At 72.1% G+C, this 20,713-nt stretch carries 20 protein-coding genes; 8 read left to right on the top strand and 12 right to left on the bottom strand.

All coding sequences use genetic code 11. The annotated features are described in order from the left end of the window. Positions 1 to 104 precede the first annotated feature (104 nt). Positions 105 to 464, bottom strand: a complete 360-nt coding sequence (locus tag ACFZB9_RS24895) for a hypothetical protein (RefSeq protein ID WP_391450565.1) — start codon at positions 462 to 464, stop codon at positions 105 to 107. Positions 465 to 498: 34 nt separating this feature from the next. Here ACFZB9_RS24895 and ACFZB9_RS24890 point away from each other — a divergent pair, with 34 nt between their 5' ends. Beyond that, entirely contained in the window at positions 499 to 924 is a 426-nt protein-coding gene (locus ACFZB9_RS24890) for a hypothetical protein (protein ID WP_391450563.1), read from the top strand. 40 nt (positions 925 to 964) lie between these two features. Here ACFZB9_RS24890 and ACFZB9_RS24885 read toward each other — a convergent pair whose 3' ends face one another. After that, positions 965 to 1,744: a hypothetical protein gene (locus ACFZB9_RS24885; RefSeq protein WP_391450562.1), complete on the bottom strand. Its 780-nt coding sequence runs from the start codon at positions 1,742 to 1,744 to the stop codon at positions 965 to 967. Positions 1,745 to 2,241: 497 nt separating this feature from the next. On the opposite strand from ACFZB9_RS24885, the gene ACFZB9_RS24880 reads away from it, so the two are divergent. The 3 genes from ACFZB9_RS24880 (at position 2,242) to ACFZB9_RS24870 (ending at position 7,072) form a co-directional block, all read left to right on the top strand. Continuing rightward, positions 2,242 to 3,381, top strand: a complete 1,140-nt coding sequence (locus ACFZB9_RS24880) for a serine hydrolase domain-containing protein (RefSeq protein WP_391450560.1) — start codon at positions 2,242 to 2,244, stop codon at positions 3,379 to 3,381. A 211-nt stretch (positions 3,382 to 3,592) separates the two neighbouring features. Then, positions 3,593 to 4,807 (top strand): cytochrome P450, encoded by a 1,215-nt coding sequence (locus ACFZB9_RS24875; protein WP_391450558.1) that lies wholly within the window; start codon positions 3,593 to 3,595, stop codon positions 4,805 to 4,807. A gap of 123 nt (positions 4,808 to 4,930) precedes the next feature. After that, positions 4,931 to 7,072, top strand: a complete 2,142-nt coding sequence (locus ACFZB9_RS24870) for a transglycosylase domain-containing protein (RefSeq protein WP_391450556.1) — start codon at positions 4,931 to 4,933, stop codon at positions 7,070 to 7,072. 73 nt (positions 7,073 to 7,145) lie between these two features. On the opposite strand, the gene ACFZB9_RS24865 is transcribed toward ACFZB9_RS24870, so the two are convergent. Next, entirely contained in the window at positions 7,146 to 7,673 is a 528-nt protein-coding gene (locus ACFZB9_RS24865; protein ID WP_391450554.1) for a flavodoxin family protein, read from the bottom strand. A gap of 152 nt (positions 7,674 to 7,825) precedes the next feature. Continuing rightward, a complete protein-coding gene (locus ACFZB9_RS24860) occupies positions 7,826 to 9,037 on the bottom strand; it encodes a metallophosphoesterase (RefSeq protein WP_391450575.1) in 1,212 nt (403 codons plus the stop codon). A gap of 343 nt (positions 9,038 to 9,380) precedes the next feature. On the opposite strand from ACFZB9_RS24860, the gene ACFZB9_RS24855 reads away from it, so the two are divergent. Further along, the gene (locus ACFZB9_RS24855; protein WP_391450552.1) at positions 9,381 to 10,766 is read left to right on the top strand and encodes a uracil-xanthine permease family protein; all 1,386 of its coding nucleotides are present in this window, start codon (positions 9,381 to 9,383) and stop codon (positions 10,764 to 10,766) included. A gap of 114 nt (positions 10,767 to 10,880) precedes the next feature. Here the strand turns inward: ACFZB9_RS24855 and ACFZB9_RS24850 are convergent, their stop codons facing one another. Next, entirely contained in the window at positions 10,881 to 11,645 is a 765-nt protein-coding gene (locus ACFZB9_RS24850) for a TetR/AcrR family transcriptional regulator C-terminal domain-containing protein (protein WP_391450550.1), read from the bottom strand. A 187-nt stretch (positions 11,646 to 11,832) separates the two neighbouring features. On the opposite strand from ACFZB9_RS24850, the gene ACFZB9_RS24845 reads away from it, so the two are divergent. Then, on the top strand, positions 11,833 to 13,011 hold the full coding sequence (locus ACFZB9_RS24845; RefSeq protein ID WP_391450548.1) for an FAD-dependent oxidoreductase: 1,179 nt from the start codon (positions 11,833 to 11,835) through the stop codon (positions 13,009 to 13,011). Here the strand turns inward: ACFZB9_RS24845 and ACFZB9_RS24840 are convergent. After that, positions 12,995 to 13,843, bottom strand: a complete 849-nt coding sequence (locus tag ACFZB9_RS24840; RefSeq protein ID WP_391450546.1) for a helix-turn-helix transcriptional regulator — start codon at positions 13,841 to 13,843, stop codon at positions 12,995 to 12,997. The genes ACFZB9_RS24845 and ACFZB9_RS24840 overlap by 17 nt on opposite strands. A 101-nt stretch (positions 13,844 to 13,944) precedes the next feature. Between ACFZB9_RS24840 and ACFZB9_RS24835 the strand changes: the two genes are divergently transcribed. Then, positions 13,945 to 14,652, top strand: a complete 708-nt coding sequence (locus ACFZB9_RS24835) for an SDR family NAD(P)-dependent oxidoreductase (protein ID WP_391450544.1) — start codon at positions 13,945 to 13,947, stop codon at positions 14,650 to 14,652. Between the two features lie 40 nt (positions 14,653 to 14,692). Here the strand turns inward: ACFZB9_RS24835 and ACFZB9_RS24830 are convergent, their stop codons facing one another. Both ACFZB9_RS24830 and ACFZB9_RS24825 read right to left on the bottom strand, forming a co-directional pair. Continuing rightward, entirely contained in the window at positions 14,693 to 15,025 is a 333-nt protein-coding gene (locus tag ACFZB9_RS24830) for a hypothetical protein (protein ID WP_391450543.1), read from the bottom strand. A 94-nt stretch (positions 15,026 to 15,119) separates the two neighbouring features. Then, positions 15,120 to 16,103 (bottom strand): hypothetical protein, encoded by a 984-nt coding sequence (locus ACFZB9_RS24825; RefSeq protein WP_391450542.1) that lies wholly within the window; start codon positions 16,101 to 16,103, stop codon positions 15,120 to 15,122. On the opposite strand from ACFZB9_RS24825, the gene ACFZB9_RS24820 reads away from it, so the two are divergent. Beyond that, positions 16,102 to 16,719 (top strand): methyltransferase domain-containing protein, encoded by a 618-nt coding sequence (locus tag ACFZB9_RS24820; protein WP_391450540.1) that lies wholly within the window; start codon positions 16,102 to 16,104, stop codon positions 16,717 to 16,719. The genes ACFZB9_RS24825 and ACFZB9_RS24820 overlap by 2 nt on opposite strands. Here the strand turns inward: ACFZB9_RS24820 and ACFZB9_RS24815 are convergent. Genes ACFZB9_RS24815 through ACFZB9_RS24800 form a run of 4 tightly spaced genes read right to left on the bottom strand, consistent with a single transcriptional unit; the run spans position 16,692 to position 20,698 of the window. After that, complete coding sequence (locus tag ACFZB9_RS24815) at positions 16,692 to 17,531, bottom strand: hypothetical protein (RefSeq protein ID WP_391450539.1); 840 nt, start codon at positions 17,529 to 17,531, stop codon at positions 16,692 to 16,694. The two genes, ACFZB9_RS24820 and ACFZB9_RS24815, sit on opposite strands and share 28 nt — an antisense overlap. 19 nt (positions 17,532 to 17,550) lie before the next feature. Further along, positions 17,551 to 18,522 (bottom strand): TauD/TfdA dioxygenase family protein, encoded by a 972-nt coding sequence (locus tag ACFZB9_RS24810; RefSeq protein ID WP_391450537.1) that lies wholly within the window; start codon positions 18,520 to 18,522, stop codon positions 17,551 to 17,553. A gap of 35 nt (positions 18,523 to 18,557) precedes the next feature. Continuing rightward, the gene (locus ACFZB9_RS24805) at positions 18,558 to 19,415 is read right to left on the bottom strand and encodes a hypothetical protein (protein ID WP_391450535.1); all 858 of its coding nucleotides are present in this window, start codon (positions 19,413 to 19,415) and stop codon (positions 18,558 to 18,560) included. 23 nt (positions 19,416 to 19,438) lie between these two features. Continuing rightward, on the bottom strand, positions 19,439 to 20,698 hold the full coding sequence (locus ACFZB9_RS24800) for a hypothetical protein (RefSeq protein ID WP_391450534.1): 1,260 nt from the start codon (positions 20,696 to 20,698) through the stop codon (positions 19,439 to 19,441). Positions 20,699 to 20,713: the final 15 nt, after the last annotated feature.

Here is a 20,713-nt window from a genome sequence, read left to right as displayed (position 1 = left end):
CGCCCGAGTCCCCCGGTGCCGGGGCTCCTGATGCTGAGCCAACCGGGGGGACTACGGCAGCCGAGGGGGCGTTCCGATGCTCAGCCGGACATCGGACGAGACTATTAGGCCATGAGAGGTACTGAGCTGACGGTCCGTCGGCTGCTCCTGGCCGTCGCGGTGGCGGCTGTGGTCGCCGGGGGAGTCGGGGCGGCCTCGCCGTCGGGCGGTTCGGGCGATCCGTCGGTGCCGTGCGAGAGCCCGCCGCCGACGGTCTCGCCCAGCCCCACGCCGACGCCCAGCCCCACGCCGACGCCCAGCCCGACGCCGACCCCGACCCCGACCCCGACGCCCACCCCGACGCCCACCCCGACGCCCACCCCGACGCCGTCGCCGACGCCCAGCCCCTCGCCGAGCGCTCCGCCGACGAGCAGTCCGCCCGCGAGCGGCAGCCCGGCGCCGTCCCCGTCGGTCGCCCCGCCCACACCGCCCGCCCCGGGCACCGCGGCGGCCGTCCCGGTGGCCGTTCCCGTGGCCGCCGCGCTCGCCGCGCCCGCCGCACTCCCGGCCGCGCCGCCCCTGCCCCCGCCTGCGCCGCCCGTCGCCCCCGCTGTCGTCCCTGCCGAGGCCCCCGCCCCCGCCCCGCCCCCGCCGCCGGCTCCGGAGCGGCCGTCCGACGACGCCGCCGTGGTGACCTCCGCCACCCCGCCCAGCCCCGCCCACACCCCGGCGCCGAGCGTCACCCCCACCTCCACCCCCACTTCCACCCCCACGCCCGGCGCCACCCTCGCCGCGTGGCGCCCGCTCGCCCGGCGCCACCTCGCCGCGGCCCGGCGCACCTCCACCGTCAGCTACCTCCTGCTGATCACGGTGCCCGCCGTGGTCGCCGCCGTGCTGCTGCACCCGAGATCCCGCTCCGAGCGCCGGGCCGCCAGACGCCTCTGATGCCTGGCCAGTTCGTCTCCGCCGCCCGCTCGGCTGTTGCTCAGCCCGTGCCGCCGCCGCTCGCGTGCGCGGCCGCGGGGAAGAGCTGGGTGAAGGCCTCGGGGGTGATCCCGAAGCTGTGGCCGAAGGGCGACTGGAAGTCCCAGACCACGAAGAGCAGGAAGACCACCAGGGCGCTGAACAGCCCGCCCAGCAGCAGTTCGCGGAAGGTGCTGCGGATCTCCAGCAGGAAGATCAGCGCCACCGTGATCAGCGCGCCGGTGAACAGGCCGATCCAGACCACCACCGGCATCTCGCTGGTGGCGATCGCGGCCCGGGTGCTGCGGGCGTCGTCCGCGGTGGCGACGGCGTCGAGCACCGGTTCGGCGGCGGCCGCCCCGGGCAGGTCGTTCGGCGAGCTGGGGGTGACGTCCGAGCGGACCTGGCCCAGCAACTGCTCGCCGGTGGGGGAGAGGTCGCGGTGGTGCTCCATCTGCGGCCAGTCCTGGTGCACCACGAAGGCGATGTAGGTGTCGATGTCACCCAGGACCCGGTCCCGGGCCGTGGTCGGATACACCGCTGCCCGCTCGCCGGCCTCGTGCATCGACTGGGCCTCGACCCGCACCGCCTCCTTGGCGGCCGAGCGCGTCTCCCAGCTGCCGGCGATCGCGAGCCCGAGCACCACGGCGTAGATCACGCCGATCATCATGCTCATGTACTCGATGACGTCGGGCGTCTCCGCCTCGCCGCCGGACCTGCGGCGCTGCCGGACGATCGCGACCAGGATGACCACCATGCAGGTGGCCAGCATGGCGACGACCAGCGCGAGCCACTCGCTCATCGGGGTCTTCCTCCGATCGGGCCGGCGGACCTGGCGCGAACGGAACCTCCGGTCGACCCGGCGCGCCGGCCACGGGCCGTCCGATCATCCCCCGCACCCCGGGCGGCTGCCGGTGCCCGACACCCGGCAGCCGCCGACCCACCGCCGGCCTTCCCCCGAACGGCGGACAGCCGGCCGCGGCGAGCCCGCTCCCCGCCCCTGCCCACACCCCCGCCCCGGCCCGCTCCCGCCCCGGACCTCCTGACGACCGGCCATGGATGGCCGGTGCCATGGCCTGTCCGCCGCCCGGCCCGGACACCAGGATCGAAGTGCCTGGTCAGCGGCGCCCGACGCCGCGTCAACCCGCACCGCACAGGGCGCATGAGCACCCGTGCCCCCAGGAGGGCCACCGCCCCCCGTGGACGAACCCCCGTGGACGAACCCCCGTGGACGAACCCCCGCGGACGAACCCCCGCGGACAACTCCCTGTGGACGACCCCCGTGGACGAAGGAGTCCGATGAAGTCCCTACGTGTGACCGCTGTCAGCACGACGCTCCTGCTCGCCGCCCTGGCCGGCGTCGGCACGGCGAGCGCGGACACGCCGACCGCGGCCGGCATCCTGCAGACCGGCGCCCAGAAGGGCGTCGCCGACGGCTACCCGGGCGTGATCGGCCTGGTCCGCCAGGGCGACACCACCCAGTACGTGCAGGCGGGCACGGGCAACCTCGCCACCGGCGCCCCCGCCGACCCGAAGGCGCAGTTCCGGATCGGCAGCAACACCAAGGCGTTCACCTCCACCGTGCTGCTCCAGCTGGAGGCCGAGCACCGGCTCTCGCTGGACGACACGGTCGCCAAGTGGCTGCCGGGGGCGATCGCCGCGAACGGCTACGACGGCACGAAGATCACCATCCGCGAGCTGCTCAACCACACCTCCGGACTGCCCGACTACTTCGGCAGCGTGCAGGTCTCCGGCCCCTACGCCCTCGACCTCAACCCGAACCAGGCCTGGGCGCCGCAGACGCTGGTGGACATCGCCCTGGCCTCGCGCAAGCCGACCACCGCGCCGGGCCAGACCTGGAGCTATGCCAACACCAACTATGTGCTGGCGGGCATGGTGATCACTGCCGTCACCGGCAACAGCCCGGCCACCGAGATCCAGAACCGGATCATCGCGCCCCTGCACCTGACCAACACCACGTTCCCGACCAGCGACCCGAACCTGTACGGCAACTACCTGCACGGCTACGTGCACCCCGTGACCTTCTACACCAACGACGTCACGGTCTCCGACGTCCAGATGTTCGGCTCGGCGGGGGCGATGGTGTCGACCCTGGACGACCTGACCGCCTTCGGCAAGGCGTTGCTGACCGGCAAGCTGCTGCCGCCCGCCCAGGAGGCCGAGCTCAAGACCACGGTGCCCGTGGACGGCAGCGCGACCACGGGCTACGGCCTCGGCATCGAGCACGTCCAACTGCCCTGCGGCCAGTGGGCCTGGGGACACAACGGTGCCGTACTCGGCTACTTCAGCACCTGGTTGAGCAGCGACGACGGCACCAAGCAGGTCGCACACGCCAACAACGAGTTCCACCTGCTCTCGGGCACCGCCGGCCAGAGCGACACCGGCACCGCCCTGGCCAACGCCTACTGCGCGCTCTGACCCGGGCCGCCGCGTACCGGGAGATCCCCGCCCCCACCAGGGGCGGGACCTCTCATACCGCGGTGAAGCGGAAGCGGTGCCGGCCACTTCCGGCGGTCAGCGCTGGGTCAACGGGGCGTCAGGGGCGGGTGGTTGGGTGGCCCGGTCGGGGCATCCGCCACCGGACGAGCCGGGCGGCGCAGGTCTTCGTACACGATGAACGGGGAGGATCATGCCTGGTACGTTCTCCAGCTCCAGCGTGCTCGACTGGCCGCCGGCCCGTGCCTGTCCGATGTCGCCGCCGCCGGCCCTCGGTGTCGCTCGTGACGGCCTGCCGACGCTGGTGCGGCTGCCGGCAGGTGTCGGCGAGGAACAGCTGGTCTGGTTGATCACCCGTTACGAGGACGTGAAGGCCGCGCTCAAGGACCCCAGGCTGAGCGCGGACGAGATCCGGCCCGGTTTTCCGCTGCGCTTCCCGGTGGCCGCCGACAGCCGGCCGAGCGGCTTCCTGCGCATGGACGACCCGGACCACGGCCGGCTGCGCAGGACGGTCGCCCCGGAGTTCACCGTGCGCCGGGTGCGCGCGCTGCGCCCCCGCGTCCGGGAGCTGACCGACCAGGTGGCCGACGAGCTGGCAGCCGGCCCGCAACCCGCCGACCTGGTGCAGGACTTCGCCGGCAAGGTATCGGCACTGGTGATCGCCCGGCTGCTGGGGATCCCGGACGAGCACACCGCGTTCTTCCTGGAGCAGACCCAGATCATGCTCACCGACGGCGAACCGGAGCTCTCCCTGGCCGCGCACCACCGGATCATCGCCTTCCTCGACGAGCACGCGCGCGCCAAGGAGCACGACCCGGGTGACGACCTGGTCAGCCGCCTGGTCCACAACCACCTGGCCACCGGTGAACTCGACCGCGCCGACCTCCTGGACATCCTCAAACTGCTGCTCGTCGCCGGCCACGAGTCGACCGCCACCCAGATCGCGGTCAGCACGCTGAGCCTGCTGACCGATGACGCGCTGCGCACCGAGGTCCTGGCCGACAGCGGGGCACTCCTGCCGAATTTCGTGGAGGAGTCGATGCGCTTCTGGTCGATCGTCCAGGACGGCGTGGTGCGCCAGGCCACCGAGGACCTGCGGATCGGTGAAACCCTGGTCAGGCAGGGCGAGTCGGTGATGATCAGCCTGCTCGCCGCCAACCACGACCCCGCCGCTTTCCCCGACCCCGAACGCCTCGACATCCACCGCGATGCCTCCGGCCACCTCCTGTGGGGCCGCGGCGCCCACTTCTGCCTCGGTGCCTCGCTGGGCCGACTGGAGGTGACCCTCGCCCTCGACTCCCTCTTCACCAGGCTCCCGACCCTCCGCCTGGCCTGCGAGGCGTCCCAACTCCGCTTCCGTGAGCACCCCGTCTTCCACGCCCTCGCCGAGCTGCCCCTGGCCTGGTGAGGCATGGCCGAACTCCAGGACGGCTGCCTGAGGAAGGATCAAAGCAGCACTGTGACGGTACTGTTACAAGCTATAGAAAATACTCTTACCGTTTTCCCAGTGTAGGACCGTACGGTCGACGCCATGTCGAAGTCCCCCTCCCGCGCTTCCCGTCCACTGGTGCTGCTCTCCTCAGGTGTCCGCCTGATCGGTGCGAGCGGTCTGGGCGGTGTCCTGTTGGCCGGTATGGTTCTTCCGTTCGTGGGCGGAGTGGGCCTGGGCGCGAAGGCCTCGGTCGACAGTTTCAACAGTCTGCCGAGCGACTTCAAGACGCCGCCGCTCTCGCAGGCCTCCACGATCTACGACGCGAGCGGCGGGGTGATCGCCACCGTCTACGACCGGGACCGCACGGTGGTGCCGAGCGACCAGATATCCCCGCTGGTGAAGGCGGCGCTGGTCGACATCGAGGACAACCGCTTCTACCAGCACGGTGCCATCGACCCGAAGGGCCTGGCGCGGGCGCTGGACAGCAACGCGAGCGGTGGCGGCACCCAGGGTGCGTCCACGCTGACCCAGCAGTACGTCAAGAACGTCTTCGTCGACGAGGCCGGCAACAACGCGGCGGCCGTGCAGCAGGCACAGCGCCAGACCCTGGGCCGCAAGATCCAGGAGATGAAGTACGCGATCAGCGTCGAACAGACCCTGACCAAGGACCAGATCCTCACCAACTACCTCAACATCACGTTCTTCGGCGAGAACGCCTACGGGGTCCAGGCAGCGGCCCAGCGGTACTTCAGCACCGACGCGAAGGACCTGACGCTGCCGGAGGCCGCGCTGCTGGCCGGCATCGAGCAGTCGCCCACCAACTACGACCCGATCGTGCACCTGGACAATGCGAAGGCACGGCGCGACACGGTGCTGAAGAAGATGGCCCAGTACGGGACCATCACCCAGGCCGCGGCCGCACAGGCGATCGCCACGCCGATCCAGCTGCACGTGACCTCGCCGCAGCAGGGGTGCATCACGGCCAAGGCGGGCGAGGGCTTCTTCTGCGACTACGTGAAGAAGATCATGCTCTCCGACCCGGCGTTCGGTGCTAGCACCGCGGACCGGCAGGCGGTGTGGAGCCGGGGTGGGCTGCAGATCCACACCACCATCGACCCGAAGGCGCAGAACGCGGTGAGCACCTCGATGGCGGACAACGCGAACGCCTCCGACAAGCCCGCGGCCGTGATGAGCGTGGTGCAGCCGGGTACCGGCAGGATCCTGGCGATGGGGCAGAGCCGGCCCTACGGTCTGGGCAGCGACCAGACCACGATCAATCTGAACGTCAACAAGGCGATGGGAGGCGGCCAGGGGTTCCCGACGGGTTCGACGTTCAAGCCGATCGTGGCGGCCGCGGCGCTGGAGAACGGTCTGGGCGCGGACACGGACTTCAACGTGCCGTACAGCATGCCCTGGCCCGCGATGAAGGACTGCCAGGGCGGCACGTACAAGCAGAGCGGTGAGGTCCACAACGACTCCACCTCGGAGGCCGGGAACATGGGGATGCCGCAGGCCCTGGCCGCCTCGATCAACACCTACTTCGCCATGCTGGAGGGGCAGGTCGGCCTCTGCACGGTGGACCAGATGGCCAACAGGCTCGGCATCACCCAGCAGTCCGGCGGCGACAAGCTCCAGGTGGTCCCCTCGATGACGCTGGGCGTCAACGCCCTGACGCCGCTGCAGATGGCCGGCGTGTACGCCACCTTCGCCGCCCACGGCGTCTTCTGCACGCCGATCGCGATCAGCTCGGTGACCGGCCCGGACGGCAAGAACGTGGCCGTCCCGTCGGCCAACTGCTCCCAGGTCGTCTCGCCGAACACGGCTGACACGATCAGCGCGATGCTGCAGGGCGTGGTGCAGGACGGCGGCACCGCCAGCGGCCAGGGCCTGACCGACCGCCAGTCCGCCGGTAAGACCGGTACCACCAACGACGGCAAGCAGGCCTGGTTCATCGGTTACACCCCGGACGTCGTGGGCGCCACCGTGGTCAGCGACACCGGCAACCAGGAGCCGCTGCAGGGGCAGGACTTCGGCAGCGGCCCGATCGAGTCCGCCTTCGGCGCCCAGGTGGCGGGCCCGGTCTGGCACGAGGCGATGCAGGCCATCGTGGCCGGCACCCCGGTCAACTCCTTCCCCGACATCCAGCTGCCCAGCGCACCCCCGCAGAACAACCAGCAGAACAACCCCGGTGACCCGACCGACGGAGCCTCCCCGACCGACGGGGCCAGCCCCGGCCAGTGAGGCAGCGGAGCGGCACCGCCGCCGTGCTGCGGTGAGCCCCCTGGCCTCGGCCGGGGGGCTCACCGCGAACTGGTCAGGACACCGCACCGATCCGTGCCCGTAGCTCTTCGGCGAACGCGTGAGCGGTGGCCAGGTCGCCGGCATCGGGCCGCGCCTTGTTGATACCGCCGACGAGCCTGAAGGGGAGCCAGGTGTCGAAGCCGCGGCACGAGAAGGCGTCACCCACCTCGAAGCCCTTCTGCTCAAGAAGCCGCACCAGGGGACGGGTGAAGGGCCGCAACCGCGGTTCGGGCAGTCCGCTGGTGGCGAGGACGAACGCCTTGCGTCGTTCCCCCCGCGGGAGTGAGTCCCCCTGCGGGAGTGAGCCCCCCTGCGGCAGCTCGTCGCCCTGCGGGAGCGAGCGGACGAACTGGCGCAGCCGTGGGTGGAACTTCCCCGAGAAGATGCCCGAGCCGAATCCCACCAGGTCATAGGTGGAGAGTTCGGCCGGATCGACTTGCTCGGGCTCCACGACCGGGGCCGACAGGACCTGGCCCATGACGTCGGCGATCCTTTTCGTGTTGCCGTGAGACACGGAGGCGCACACGATGATGGCCTTCATGATGATTCCCCTTCCACCGCAGGACTCTTTCGCACCTGAGCAGTGGACAGGGCACGGCCGAAGGACGTGACATCGTCGCGTGTGACGCCCGTCACCCCGGGGGCTGGGCCACGCTTCGGGCGTCCGCGCTGTCGGCCGTCACCGGAGCCGGGCTACGCCGAGCGCAGGGTGAGCAGGGTGATCTCGCTGGGGGCGAAGATCCGGAAGGGTGGGCCCCAGAAGCCGGTGCCGCGGCTGGTGTAGAGCTGGGTCCGCTCGCCGTGCCGGCTCAGGCCGTGCACCACGGGCTGATCGATCCGGACGAGGTAGTTGAACGGCCAGATCTGTCCGCCGTGGGTGTGGCCGGAGATCTGCAGGTCGATCCCGGCGCTTGCGGCCTGGCTGACGTATTTGGGCTGGTGGGCGAGGAGCAGGACCGGCAGGTCCGGGTCCGCCCCGGCGAGTGCGTCGGCTAGGTTCGCGCGGTGCCCGGGCAGGCCGGAGGAGGCGGCGGTCATGTCGTCCACACCCGCGAGCACCAGACTGTCCCCGCCCCGCTCGACGACGAGGTGGCGGTTGTGCAGCGGCTCCCACCCCAGCTCCGCCATGCGGTCGAGCCACCCCTGGGCTTCGCTGGAGTACTCGTGGTTCCCGGTGACGTACACCTTCGCCAGTCGTGACCGCACCGTCCCCAGCGGGGCGGCCTGCTCCCGGCGTTGGTGCGGGGTGCCGTCGGCGATGTCGCCCGCGTGGCAGACGACGTCGGCGTCCAGTTCGTTGACCGCCTCGGCGACCCGCGCGGACCATCCGGCCCGGTCGATCGGTCCGTAGTGGGTGTCGGCCAGCACGACGATCCGTGTCCCGTCCAGGCCGCGTCCCAGCCGCGGGACGGTGATGTCCAGGCGCTCGATCCGGGGCAGGCGCATGGCCTCGCGGTGTCCCCAGGCCAGCAGCGCGGCCGCGATCACCGCGACGGCGAGGGCCACGATTCTGGAGCGAGCTTGGTCGCCGACGCCGAGCACGATCAGGGCGAGCCGCAGCAGGCCGCTCAGCGCCGACCAGGCGAACAGGACCCAGACCACCCCGAGGGTGGTGTCGGCGATGCGTGCCGCCCGGTCCGAGCGCCTGCGCCCGTGCCCCATGACCATCAGCACCGGCAGGGCGGGCACGGCGGCGACGAAGAGGACCGTACCGGCCAGGGCCACCGGGAAGGGCCAGTCGGTGTGGGCGGAGAACAGCGTCCACCAGGGCAGGAAGAACAGGCAGACGAGTACGCAGACGAGGATGGAGAGCCGGCGCAGGGTCCGAACGGCGCCTGCGCCCTTCCGTGCCGGCGTCGACCCGGCGTCGACCGATCCGTCGGCCCCGGACGAGGATCCGAGCACGACGGTATCCGGTCCCTGGCCGCGCGTGGACGCCGCGACCGGCTCCGACCAGTGGGATTCGTGGTCTGTCACTGTGCTGCCCCTCACGTCCATGGTCCGGCCGATTCCCATCATCCGGCATGCGGGGTCGCCACCTGAACGGGGTCCGCCTGTCGCCGGCCGCCTGCCGCCTGTCGCCTGTCGCCGGCCGCCGCTTGTCCCGCTCTACCAGCGGCTCGGCTGACGAACCCTTGAGTAGGACGTCCACTCGTCCGGCGGCGGGGTCTTTGCGGCGGCGCGCGTCGTGTGGTCGGCTGATGGCCCCAACTGCCCGCGTGAGCATGACCAACAAGGAGAGTGACCCATGGCCGCCTTCGGCTGGAAGCTGCACGGCGACGGAAGGAGCCCGGCGCCCGGTGCAGTCGTCAAGCCGGACGAGCGGCTGAGCTGGGGTCGCACCATCGGGCTCGGCGCCCAGCACGTGGTGGCGATGTTCGGTGCGACCTTCGTGGCACCGGTCCTGATGGGACTCAACCCCAACCTGGCCGTGATGGTCTCCGGTGTCGCGACCATCTTCTTCCTGCTGGTCACCGGCGGGCGCATCCCCAGCTACCTCGGCAGCAGCCTCTCCTTCGTCGGCGTGGCCGCGGTGATCAAGGCCCAGGGCGGTGACGCCGCGACACTGACGGGCGCCCTGCTGGTGGTCGGGGCGGTGCTCGCGGCCTGCGGTGCGGCGATCCAGGCGGCGGGCGCGCGGGTGATCCACACGGTGCTGCCGCCGGTCGTGACCGGCGCCGTGGTGATGCTGATCGGCTTCAACCTGGCCCCGGTGACCGCCGGGACGTACTGGCCGCAGGACCAGTGGACCGCACTGCTCACCATGGTCTTCACCGGCCTCGCCCTGGTGGTGCTGCGCGGCTTCTGGTCGCGGATCGCGATCTTCCTCGGCCTGGTCTTCGGGTACGTGATCTCCTGGGTCTTCGACCGGATCTTCGGAAGGATCCACGCGGTCAACGGGGCCGGGGTGGTGACGGACCACTGGCGGCTCGACCTCTCCGGCGTGGGCAAGGCCGAGTGGCTCGGCGCGCCCACCCTGCACGCCCCGAGCTTCTCCGCCTCCGCCATTCTGGTGGCGCTGCCCGTCGTGGTCGCACTGATCGCCGAGAACGCCGGACACGTCAAGGCCGTCGGTGAGATGACGGGTGATCCGCTGGACGACCGGATGGGCCTGGCGATCATGGCGGACGGCGCCGCCACCATGATCGCCACCAGCGTCGGCGGCCCGGCCACCACCACCTACGCCGAGAACATCGGTGTGATGGCCGCGACCCGGGTCTACTCCACCGCCGCGTACTGGTGCGCCGCCGGGTTCGCGATCCTCTTCGGCCTCTGCCCGAAGTTCGGCGCGGTGATCGCCGCGATCCCGGGCGGCGTGCTCGGCGGGATCACCGTCGTCCTGTACGGCATGATCGGCCTGCTCGGCGCCCAGATCTGGGTGCACAACCGGGTGGACCTGACCAACCCGCTCCACCTCGTCCCGGTGGCGGCCGGTGTCATCATCGGCATCGGCAACGTGTCCCTGAAGTTCACCGACAACTTCTCGCTCAGCGGCATCGCGCTGGGCACCCTGGTCGTCCTGATCGGCTACCACGTGCTGCGCCTGATGGCCCCGGCCCACATGAAGCAGCAGCAGTCCCCACTGCTGGATGCGGGGACCAGCGATTACGACAGCGGTGCCCCGGAGCGCTGACCTGGTGGAATTGTCAGAATCCGTGCGGAGGGAGTCGCCCGCGAACGGCACGGCAATGGCATTGTCAGGTGCCGTGACGGATTTCACGTCCTTGGGTCGGTGAGACCGGAGCGGCTACCTGGTGGCCGGGTGGACCGCGGTGATGCCGGCCAGGATGAGGGCGATCCCGGCGAGGAACTCCGCCTGATCGTCATGGTCGCGCAGCTGGTCCGCGACGGCCCGGGTGAACGGGTAGTCGTCGGGGTCGAGCTCCTTCCATGCCTGCGACGCGGCGGCGAGGTACTCGGCGCGGGTCACCTCGGGCCCGAAGGTGCGGGCGTTCGCGGAGTTCGCCGCGTTCTGGCCGGCGGCGCCGAGGATGTAGTGCACCAGGGCGGAGGTCGCCGTGAACTGGCTGCCCTCGGGCACGCCCAGCGCGCGGACCTGCCGGCCGATGCTCTCGAAGATCCGCAGGGTCACCGACTGCCGGGGGCCGCGGGCGAGCTGTGTGGCCAACTGCGTGGCGAGCCACGGGTGTTCGTCGATCGCGTCGAACAGGCCGAGCGCGATGGAGTCGATCTTCTCCTGCGGCGAGTGCGGCGAGTGCGGCGAGTGCGGCGAATCCGGCGAATCCGGGGACTCGGCGGCATCGGCGGCCTCTGCGGGCCCGGCGGCCAGCGCGGCGGCGACCACGGCGTCGGTCGCGGCGACGAGCAGCTCGCCCTTGTTCGCCACGTGCCAGTAGATCGCCCCGGGCCCGGTGGCGAGGCGCTCGGTCAGCGCCCGGAAGGTCAGCCCGCCCTCGCCGGCGCCGTCGAGCAGCTCGACGGCGGCCTCGACGATGCGCTCGCGGGAGAGCGGTTCCTCGCGTCGCTCTGGACGACGTGTCCTGGTGGCCATGCCGCCATCCTGACACAGACCTGGAACAACGTTCCAGCTTGACATCTCTGGAACGCCGCTCCAGGCTGGCAGTGGAAGGACTGGAACGCCATTCCAGATGCCAGAGACGCCAGAGATGCCAAAGACGCCAGAGACGCCGTGCGGGTGCCCGCCCGGCAGGCGTGCGGCAGACACCTGAGGAGCCACCATGACCACCCACGTCACGATCATCGGCGCCGGCCTGGGCGGACTGACCCTCGCCCGCGTCCTGCACGTCCACGGCATCCCGGCGACGGTCTACGAGGCGGAGGCCTCGCCGACCGCCCGCGCGCAGGGCGGCATGCTCGACATCCACGCGGACACCGGCCAGCCGGCTCTGCGGGCGGCAGGCCTGATCGACGGGTTCCGCGGCCTCGTCCTGGAGGGCCGCGAGGCGACGCGGGTCCTCGACCGGGACGGGACCGTGCTGTTCGACGAACCCGACGACGGCTCGCGCGGCCGCCCCGAGGTGCAGCGCGGTGAGCTGCGACGGCTCCTGCTCGACGCACTGCCGGAAGGCACCGTCCGATGGGGCCGCAAGGTCAGCGGCGTCCGTGCCCTCGGCGGCAGCCGCCACGAGGTGACCTTCGCCGACGGCGGCACCGTCGTCACGGGCCTGCTGGTCGGCGCGGACGGCGCGTGGTCACGCGTCCGGCCGCTGCTCTCCGACGCCGCACCCGAGTACGTCGGCACGTCGTTCATCGAGACCTACCTGTTCGACAGCGACGCCGGGCACCCCGCCAGTGCCAAGGCGGTCGGCAGCGGATCGCTGTTCGTGCCGGCGTGGGGGAAGTCGATCTCGGCCCACCGGGAGAGCGGCGGGACCCTCCACACCTACACCGCGCTCACCAGGCCGCAGGAGTGGTTCGCGGGTATCGACTTCACCGATGCCGCCGTGGCCGCCGCGCGGATCGCGCAGGAGTTCGACGGCTGGGCGCCGGAGCTCACGGCGCTGATCACCGACGGTGGGACCGCACCGGTCCTGCGCCCCATCCACTCCCTGCCCACCGGGCACCGGTGGGAGCGCGTGCCCGGCGTGACCCTGCTCGGCGACGCCGCCCACCTGATGCCCCCGTCCGGGGAAGGCGCCAACCTGGCCATGCTGGACGGCGCCGAACTCGGCACGGCCATCGCCGCGCACCCCGATGACGTCGAGGCCGCGCTGCGTGCGTACGAGCAGGCCCTGTTCCCGCGCAGCACCGCGGCCGCCCACGATGCCGTCGAGATCTTCCGGCTCTGCTGCCTCGACGAGGACGCGCCGCAGGGCCTGATCGGCCTGTTCACCGGCGACGAGCAGCCCCCGGCTCCCGCCCTCGGAGCGACCGGCGGCCTCACGGGCTCGCGCTGATCTCCTGGGTTCCGACGACCATCAGCAGCGCGAGGCGTTCGGCGTCCTCGGTGCCGGGTTCGGCGGTGTAGACCATGATCCGCAGATCGCTGCCGGCCACCGAGAGCACGTCGCAGTCGAGCGTCACGGGCCCGACCAGCGGGTGGTCGACGGTCTTGCGGGCCGCGTCGTGGGCGCCGACCACGACGCTGTCCCACAGCTCGGCGAAGCGGTCGCTGTGCTGCCGGAGCTCCGTGATCAGGCCGCGCAGCCGGTGGTCGGCCGGGTAGCGCTCGGCGGCGGCCCGCAGGTCGGCGACCAGGGCGGTCTCGAAGGCCCGCAGCGCTTGGGGCGTGTAGTGGACGCCGGGGGTGCCGCCGCCGAGGAAGTGGCGCCAGACGCCGTTCAGCTCCCGGCCGCGCCACCGGGAGGAGTCGCCGATCAGCGCCGCGTACGGCGCGTTGGCCACCAGCAGTGTCCAGGCGGCATCGTGGACCACGACGGGGGTGCCGGCCAGCCGGTCGAGCAGGCGCTGGACGCTGGGCGGGATGAAGGCCGGCACGGTCGTCGGGCCGGGCGGGGCGAGTCCGGCCAGCAGGTACAGGTGCTCGCGTTCGGCCGCCGACAGGCGCAGTGCGCGGGCCAGCGCCTCGACGACCTGCGACGAGGGGTTCGTGGCGCGGCCCTGTTCCAGCCGCACGACATAGTCCACCGAGATCCCGGCCAGCTGCGCCAGCTCCTCGCGCCGCAGCCCCGAGGCCCGCCTGCGGCCCCCCGCAGGCAGGCCGACGTCGGAAGGCGAGACCCGGTCCCGCCAACGATGGATCGCCTGTCCGAACTCCGCCGTGGCCATGGGGACAGTGTGCCGCGCGCCGAGCGGGCTTTCCTGGTACCGCTGTTCCCAGGAAAACGCGTCCTCTGGCTGGTCCCGCCCGCCCGGAGAACGCTGAAGTCATGACGAACACACTCATCACCGGAGCCAACAAGGGTCTCGGCCACGAGACCGCCCGCCGGCTGATCGCCGCGGGGCACACCGTCCACCTCGGGGCCCGCGACCCCGAGCGCGGCCGTCGCGCCGCCGAGGAGCTCGGCGCGCACTTCGTGCGCATCGACGTCACCGACGACGCCTGTGTCGCCGCCGCCGTCGAGACGATCGGGGCGGCGGGCGGCCTGGACGTGCTGGTGAACAACGCCGCCATCGAGCCGCGCCGCCCCGACGGCGGGTTCCTCGACCCCGCGGAGGTCACCGCCGACACGGTGCGGACCGTGTTCGAGACGAACGTCCTCGGCACGGTCCGGGTCCTGCACGCCTTCCTGCCGCTGCTGCGCCGCTCGGCGAACCCGGTCGTGGTCAACGTCAGCAGCGGGCTGTCCGCCACCGCGGCGCTGGCCGACCCGGCGGCGCCGGAGCACTTCTACCCGGACCTCGCCTACCCGTCCTCCAAGGCCGCGCTGAACATGCTCACCGTCCAGTACGCGAAGGCGTTCGGCGACATCCGGATCAACGCCGTCGACCCGGGCTTCACCGCCACCGATCTGAACCACCACGCCGGCACCCAGACCGTGGAGCAGGGCGCCGAGGTCATCGTGCGGATGGCGCGGATCGGCGCCGACGGCCCCACCGGCACCTTCAGCAACGCCGCCGGCCGGCTGCCCTGGTGACTCGTCGCGGGTGAGGGCGTGTGTGGCGCCGTCGGATCCGCTATCGCAGGCGTGCGGGGGCGAGCTGGGCCAGGGCCCGGGCGATCAGCTGTTCCGGGGCCTTTGTCGTGGGGTCGGCCCAGGGGACCGGCAGGACGCGCAGTTCCGGGCGGTGGATGGCGTGGTAGCTGGGCAGGCTCGTGGTGCGGTGCAGGGGGCGGACGGCGAGCAGCACGCAGCCGCCGGGGCGGGCGGCGGCCAGGGCGTCGAGGATGCCGGCTCCGGTGCCGGTCGTCTCGACGACCACGGTGGGTGCCTCGTGGCCGGCGGGTTCGGCGCCCGGGAGCGCGAGCCGGACCAGCCGGGCCAGCGTGCCGTCCGCCGGGACCAGCACCGTCGACCCGCCCGCCGCGGCGGCGGCGCTCCGGGCGGTGACGGCCGCGGCCTCGTCGGCTGCGGCCAGGGCCTTGGCGTCCTCGATGCCGATGTCACCGCAGCCGATCAGGCCGAAGCGCAGCGGGCGCGCGGCTGCGGCGCGGCGGCCGGCGGCCGGGCGGGGCGCGTCCCAGCGCAGGGCGGCGCTGACGGAGGTGCGGTCGGTGGCGAGCCGCCGGTAGACCTGGGGGGGCCTTGTGGGCCGGGTAGTCGGACAGGACGTCGCGCACGGTGAAGCGGCGCTGTTCCAGGAGGGTGAAGAAGAGGTCGCTCAGCCGGTCCTCGTCCGCCTCGGTGAGCCCGCCGACGTGGGCCCCGCGCAGGTCGAGGCCGCGCTCGTGGAGCAGTTGGAGCGGCACCTCGGCGCGTTCGGTGCGGGGTGAGCCGAGCAGGACGACCCGCCCGCCGGGCGCGGCGGCGGCCGTGGCGACGGCCAGGCCGGGGCCGCTGTCGGTGACGTCCACCACCAGCGGGGTGCCGTCCTTTGGCCCGCCGGGCTGGTGGCGGACGGTGGCCGGTTCGGCGCGGGTGGCCCAGGCCTTGGCGGCCGAGGCGGCGATGGCCCGCACCTGGGCCGCGCCGCTAGCCGCGGCCAGGCGGCGGGTGATGACGCCGAGCAGGCCGCCGCCGACCACGGTCACCGGTTCGCCCGGGCGCTGCCCGCCGCTCTCCAGGCCGTGCAGGGCGGTGAGGGCGAGCTGCCACACGGCGGCGTCGGCCAGTGGGACCCGTTCGGACACCGCCCGGACGCAGCGCTCGGGGACGACGGCGACCTCGGCGTGCCGGGCCCGGCGCACGGCGACCCGGGTGCCGGCCGGGAGGGCGGATCCGCCGCGTACGGTTCCGGCGCCCTGATAGCCGGGGTGTTCGGGGTAGCGGGCGCCGGCGGTCGGCAGGTCCAGCAGGATGGCGCGTTCGGTGCCGGGGCTGATCACGCTCACGCTCAGGTCCACCACGACCTGTCCGGGGCCGCCCGGCGGCTCGTCCCGCTCGACGATCTCGCACTGTCCGGGGCCGGTCAGGACCACCGCTCGCATGCGTGCCTCCAAGGGGATGCGGTTGCGCCGTGCGGGTTTCGGCGGCGGTGTCCCGGAATCCCGCCGGCTGCATCTCGGCTGCGGCGGTCGGCGGGTTCTGGGGTGGCTCAATTGCGATGTCTCCGGCTCGGAGCTGGACGTGGACCTGGCGGCCGGCCGGCTGCCGTTCCGCGACCGCTCGGTCGAGGTCGTGGTGATGCAGCACGTCGTCGAGCACCTGGAGTTGCACGGGCAGCTGATCCCGCTGCTGCGTGAGCTGGACCGGGTGTGCACGGCGGACGCGGTGCTGTGGCTCTCCTGCCCCGACCTGGCCAAGGTCTGCGCCGGCTATCTGGCGGACCGTGGCCGGGCGTTGAAGGACGACCGCTGCCGCCGCTACCCGGACTACTCCCTGGACGGGGCCCCGGTGCAGCAGTTCGTCAACGACCTCTTCCAGGCGCGTGGCCGGCATCGCAACCTCTTCGACTTCGAGCTGCTCGCCTGGGCGCTCGGCCGGGCCGGGTTCGGCCGGGTCGAGCAGGTGAAGGAGGCCGAACTGCTTGCCGCGCACCCGGAGTTCCCGCCCCGCCGCGACGACGATCAGTCGCTCTACGTCACTGCGTGCAGGTCCCGGTAGTAGCACCACAGGTCGTACAGCGGGACGGTCCGCGGGTCCTGCTGGGTGGGTTTCACCGGTTCCGTCCAGTGCACCAGCAGGGTCGGGGGGACGGCGGGATGCACGATCCCGCCGTCCTTCGCCTCGACGTCGGGCGTCCAGGCGAAGACCTCGGCCGGGATGGACCGGTCGCCGGTGGTGGTGCGCAGCCGGTGCAGGCTGGTGTAGCGGTGGCCGGAGGTCACCATCAGGTAGTTCAGCAGCGGTTGTTCGTAGCCGAGTTTCATGTGCGGGGCCAGTTCGCGCGCCGCCGGCAGCGCGGCGGTGATTCCGGCGAAGGTGAGCGCGCCCTTGCGGGAGGCGACGAATCCGGTGTTCGCCCGGTATCCGTACTGTTCCGGCGTGAGTTTCCCGGATTCCTCGATGCCGTCCTTCCAGGCGCGTCCGGGAAGATGGGACGTGGCGGTCAGGAATCCATGGCCGGAGAGCCGGTCGAACACGAAGTCGATGTTCCGCAGGACGGCCGTGTCACTGTCGATGTAGAGGAACTCGTTGAACTCCCCGGCCCAGGCGGCAAGTTTCCGGAAATGCCCTTTCGGGTGCTCGTGGAAGGCGAGGCTGATCTCGTCGCAGCGGCTCAGCAGCTCCTGGTCCGCCCAGAGGGTGAAGCCGTAGCGCTCGCCCAGTGCGGCGAGCCGGTGGTGCTCGGCGTCGAAGGGGATGAGGCGCAACGCGATGTCCGGGTTGTGGCGGCGGAAACTGGTGAGGAACACGGTGGCCAGGTCGAACACGCGGTCGTTGGCCACGAAGTAGACCCCGCGGGTGGCGGGCATGTGCTCTCGCTCTCTCCGGTCAGTGGTGGTAGGCGGTGAGCGGTTCGCCGCGCACGGCCTCGGAGCTGAAGCCGTCCGGGCCGACCGGGCGCTCGCCGAGGACGGTCACCCGGTAGAGGGTGCGGCGGTGGTCGGTGTGGTCCAGGTCGGAGGGCTGCAGGTGGGCGACGGCGCGGTTGTCCCAGACGGCGACGTCGCCGGCTGCCCAGCGCCAGCGGACGGTGTGCTCGGGCCGGCCGATGTGCCCGTGGAACAGCTCCAGCAGCTGGTGGCTCTCCCAGGGCAGCAGCCCGACCAGGTGGGTGACCGAGGCGGGCGGCACGAACAGGGCCCGCTCGCCGGTCTCGGGGTGGACGCGCACGACCGGGTGGACGGAGAGCAGGGTGTCGTCGGTCAGGCGGCGCAGCACCTCCACGTCCTCCTGGTCGGAGAGCAGGAGCCGGCTGGCGGCGTACAGGGTGTGTTCGGCGCGCAGGCCGTCGGCGAGCGAGCGCAGCGGCTCGGAGAGGCCGTGGTAGGCGCGGACCAGGTTGGTCCACTGGGTGTCGCCGCCGTACGGGGGGACCGTCTCGGCCCGCAGGACCGAGATGGCCGGCGGATTGACGGCCGCGGCCAGGTCGACGTGCCAGCCGGAGTCGGGACGCAGCTCCTTGGGCCGCATCCGTTCCTCGAAGCGGCGCCCGAAGCGGGTGTCGGCGACCTCCGGGTCGACGGTGAGGATCTCGGGGTACCCGTCCGGGTGCCCGCCGTGCTTGCGGCCCGGACGCCGGGTCAGCAGGCCCAGGCGCCGTCCGAAGGCGACGTGCTCGGCGTGGCCGAGCCGCTGGCCGCGGAAGAAGACCACCTTGTGGCGCAGCAGGGCCGCGCGCACGGCTGCCAGGACGGCGTCCGGCAGTGGCGAGGCGAGGTCCACCCCGTTGATCTCGGCGCCGATGTGACCGGCGATCGGTCGTACCTCGATCCCGGTGCGGTGCCGCGTCGCGGACGTCATGCGGTTCCCCCTCGGTTTCTCCGGCCGGTGGCCGGTCAGGCCCACTGCAGGATGGTCCCGTCGTCGAGTTGGCCGGTGATCCACAGGGCCATGGTGCGGTGCACGTCCGCGGTCCCGCTGGCCGCGACGGCGTGCACGTTGCCGCCGTCGAACATGTACATGTCCCCGGCGTGGATCGGCAGCGTGATCCGCTCCACCCCGCTCAGCGCCTCCAGCGGGTAGCCGTAGCTGTCCGGCCGCATCCCCAGCGCCCGGCGGTCCTCGGGGCCGAACGCGGCGTTCCAGTAGACGAGTTCGCCGCCGGGACCGTTCTCCAGGCAGAGCAGTGTGTTGCAGACGTGCTTGACCCCCTGGATCTCGAAGTCGAGCAGGTGCGGAAGCCCCCAGTTGTGCATGGCGTCGTCGTGGGGCAGCAGCCCGAAGGACTCGCTGTCCGCACGGGAGCGGATCTTGAAGGAGCCGGCCGTCCGGCCCTCGTGCTCGGCGAGGCGCAGCCCGACGCCGCGGTCGGCCAGGTAGGTCTGCCACTCGTCGAGCAGGGCGGGCAGGGTGCGGCCGGGGCCGCCGCAGATCTCGGCGAGACCGGTGCGGGTGCGCTCGGACTCGGTCAGGTAGCCGTCGAGGGTGTCGGAGGCCAACAGGAGCGGTCCGACGGCGCGTTCGGTGCCGCGGGTGGTGTTGGGACTGCTGAGCAGAGGGCTGCTCCAGAACCTGCGGCAGGTGCGCTCGCAGACCTCCGGCGTCAGCGCCCCGCGGAAGATGGCGCCGGCGACGCGCCCGCACAGCACCTCCCACCACGCGTCCCAGTCGACACCCGTCCGCTCCAGGAAGCGGAAGTACCCGGCGTCCTGCCGGTGGTCCGGCAGGGGTGTGGCGGGGCTCGGCTCGGTCATTGGTCCTCCCTCGGCTGGGGCGGTCAGTACGCGACGCTCACCACGGTCTGTGGGGAGCCGTGCACCTTGTGGGCGTGCTCCTGCATGGCCAGCACGCCGCTCAGGCCCTCCGGGGTGTAGAAGCCGCTGAGCTTGGTGTAGGCGTCGAAGGACACCGGCTCGCCGTCCCGGGTGATCCCGCAGGCCGGTTCGGGCAGCATCCGGGCCTCCTGGGCGATCCACAGGTGGCCGGCCGCGGTGTCGGCCAGCACCCGGCCGAAGAGCGCGCGAAGCGCCGCGCCGGAGAAGCTGCCCGCGTGGTAGACCGCGCGGCTGCCCCAGTTCAGGGTCGGGTGATGGTGGCCGAACTTGATGTAGTGGCGGCGTTTGCCCTGCCCCAGCTCGCAGTACTCGTCCAGGCCGATCCAGCGGCCGTCGGGCAGGTGGAAGCCGTCGGGCGTGATCATCTCGGTGTGCGGGAAGATCCCGCGGATCGCGTCCGGGTAGTGCTCCCGGGTCTTCTCCCAGAACGGCCAGGCCATGGTCACCTTGGCGTCGTAGAGCGGGGTGGGCGGGTGGTCGAAGTGGAGCTCGCCGCGCTCGCAGGCCGCCATCCACTGGTCGAAGAAGCCGTTGTAGCGCAGGTCGTAGAACTCGTGGCCGCGCACCAGCCCGCACTCCTTCCAGTGCACCCGGTCGAAGCCGAAGTGCCGGATGCCGTGCTCGCGCAGCCGCTGCACCGTGTACTGGACGCCGTGCGGCCGCGAGGCGTTGCCGCTGAGGTGGTGCACGACCAGCTCGTCGCCGAAGCGGGCGCGCAGCGAGGCGGCGAGGCCGTCGATCGGCGCACCGAGCTGCCGCGCCGGGATGCCGAAGTCGGCGGGGAACGCCTGGTAGAGGGAGTGCACCTGGTCGGCGATCTCCCAGCCGGAGGCCGGGCACTGCACCTCGGCGATCTGGCCGGGGGCCGGCTCGTCGGTGCGGAAGTACCGGGGGAGGGCGAGTTGACGCTCCGTCAGGCCCTTGTGGAACGCGTGGTCCCGCTCCGGGGGCTGGCCGGCCAGCAGGGTGTCGGCGATCGCCGGATCGGCCTCGCCGCGCACGCTGGCCAGGAACAGGTCGCGGGTGATCCGCTGGTACTCGCGGATGAGGGCGTTGCGGTCGACGAAACCCCGGAGGGTCTCGTCGTCCAGCGGGTAGGGGCGCTCGGAGATCAGGTTGGTGAAGCCGACGCTCGTCCGGGTCCTGCGTTCGATGTCGTCGTCGATGAAGCGGTACCAAGGGCTCGCGGTCTGCTCCGCCATGCGGGCTCCTCTGCG

It is taken from the genome of Kitasatospora sp. NPDC008050, assembly GCF_042957465.1.
GTDB lineage: Bacteria > Actinomycetota > Actinomycetes > Streptomycetales > Streptomycetaceae > Kitasatospora.
The sequence above is the reverse complement of the archived record's forward strand: the minus strand, read 5'-3'. Positions and strand labels throughout refer to the sequence as shown.

Bases quoted from the DNA above. Each gene is read 5' to 3' on its own strand.
- ACFZB9_RS24885 (WP_391450562.1), bottom strand. From the start codon at position 1,744: ATGAGCGAGTGGCTCGCGCTGGTCGTCGCCATGCTGGCCACCTGCATG.
- ACFZB9_RS24880 (WP_391450560.1), top strand. From the start codon at position 2,242: ATGAAGTCCCTACGTGTGACCGCTGTCAGCACGACGCTCCTGCTCGCC.
- ACFZB9_RS24875 (WP_391450558.1), top strand. From the start codon at position 3,593: ATGCCTGGTACGTTCTCCAGCTCCAGCGTGCTCGACTGGCCGCCGGCC.
- ACFZB9_RS24870 (WP_391450556.1), top strand. From the start codon at position 4,931: ATGTCGAAGTCCCCCTCCCGCGCTTCCCGTCCACTGGTGCTGCTCTCC.
- ACFZB9_RS24865 (WP_391450554.1), bottom strand. From the start codon at position 7,673: ATGAAGGCCATCATCGTGTGCGCCTCCGTGTCTCACGGCAACACGAAA.
- ACFZB9_RS24855 (WP_391450552.1), top strand. From the start codon at position 9,381: ATGGCCGCCTTCGGCTGGAAGCTGCACGGCGACGGAAGGAGCCCGGCG.
- ACFZB9_RS24850 (WP_391450550.1), bottom strand. From the start codon at position 11,645: ATGGCCACCAGGACACGTCGTCCAGAGCGACGCGAGGAACCGCTCTCC.
- ACFZB9_RS24845 (WP_391450548.1), top strand. From the start codon at position 11,833: ATGACCACCCACGTCACGATCATCGGCGCCGGCCTGGGCGGACTGACC.
- ACFZB9_RS24840 (WP_391450546.1), bottom strand. From the start codon at position 13,843: ATGGCCACGGCGGAGTTCGGACAGGCGATCCATCGTTGGCGGGACCGG.
- ACFZB9_RS24835 (WP_391450544.1), top strand. From the start codon at position 13,945: ATGACGAACACACTCATCACCGGAGCCAACAAGGGTCTCGGCCACGAG.
- ACFZB9_RS24820 (WP_391450540.1), top strand. From the start codon at position 16,102: ATGCGTGCCTCCAAGGGGATGCGGTTGCGCCGTGCGGGTTTCGGCGGC.
- ACFZB9_RS24825 (WP_391450542.1), bottom strand. From the start codon at position 16,103: ATGCGAGCGGTGGTCCTGACCGGCCCCGGACAGTGCGAGATCGTCGAG.
- ACFZB9_RS24815 (WP_391450539.1), bottom strand. From the start codon at position 17,531: ATGCCCGCCACCCGCGGGGTCTACTTCGTGGCCAACGACCGCGTGTTC.
- ACFZB9_RS24810 (WP_391450537.1), bottom strand. From the start codon at position 18,522: ATGACGTCCGCGACGCGGCACCGCACCGGGATCGAGGTACGACCGATC.
- ACFZB9_RS24805 (WP_391450535.1), bottom strand. From the start codon at position 19,415: ATGACCGAGCCGAGCCCCGCCACACCCCTGCCGGACCACCGGCAGGAC.
- ACFZB9_RS24800 (WP_391450534.1), bottom strand. From the start codon at position 20,698: ATGGCGGAGCAGACCGCGAGCCCTTGGTACCGCTTCATCGACGACGAC.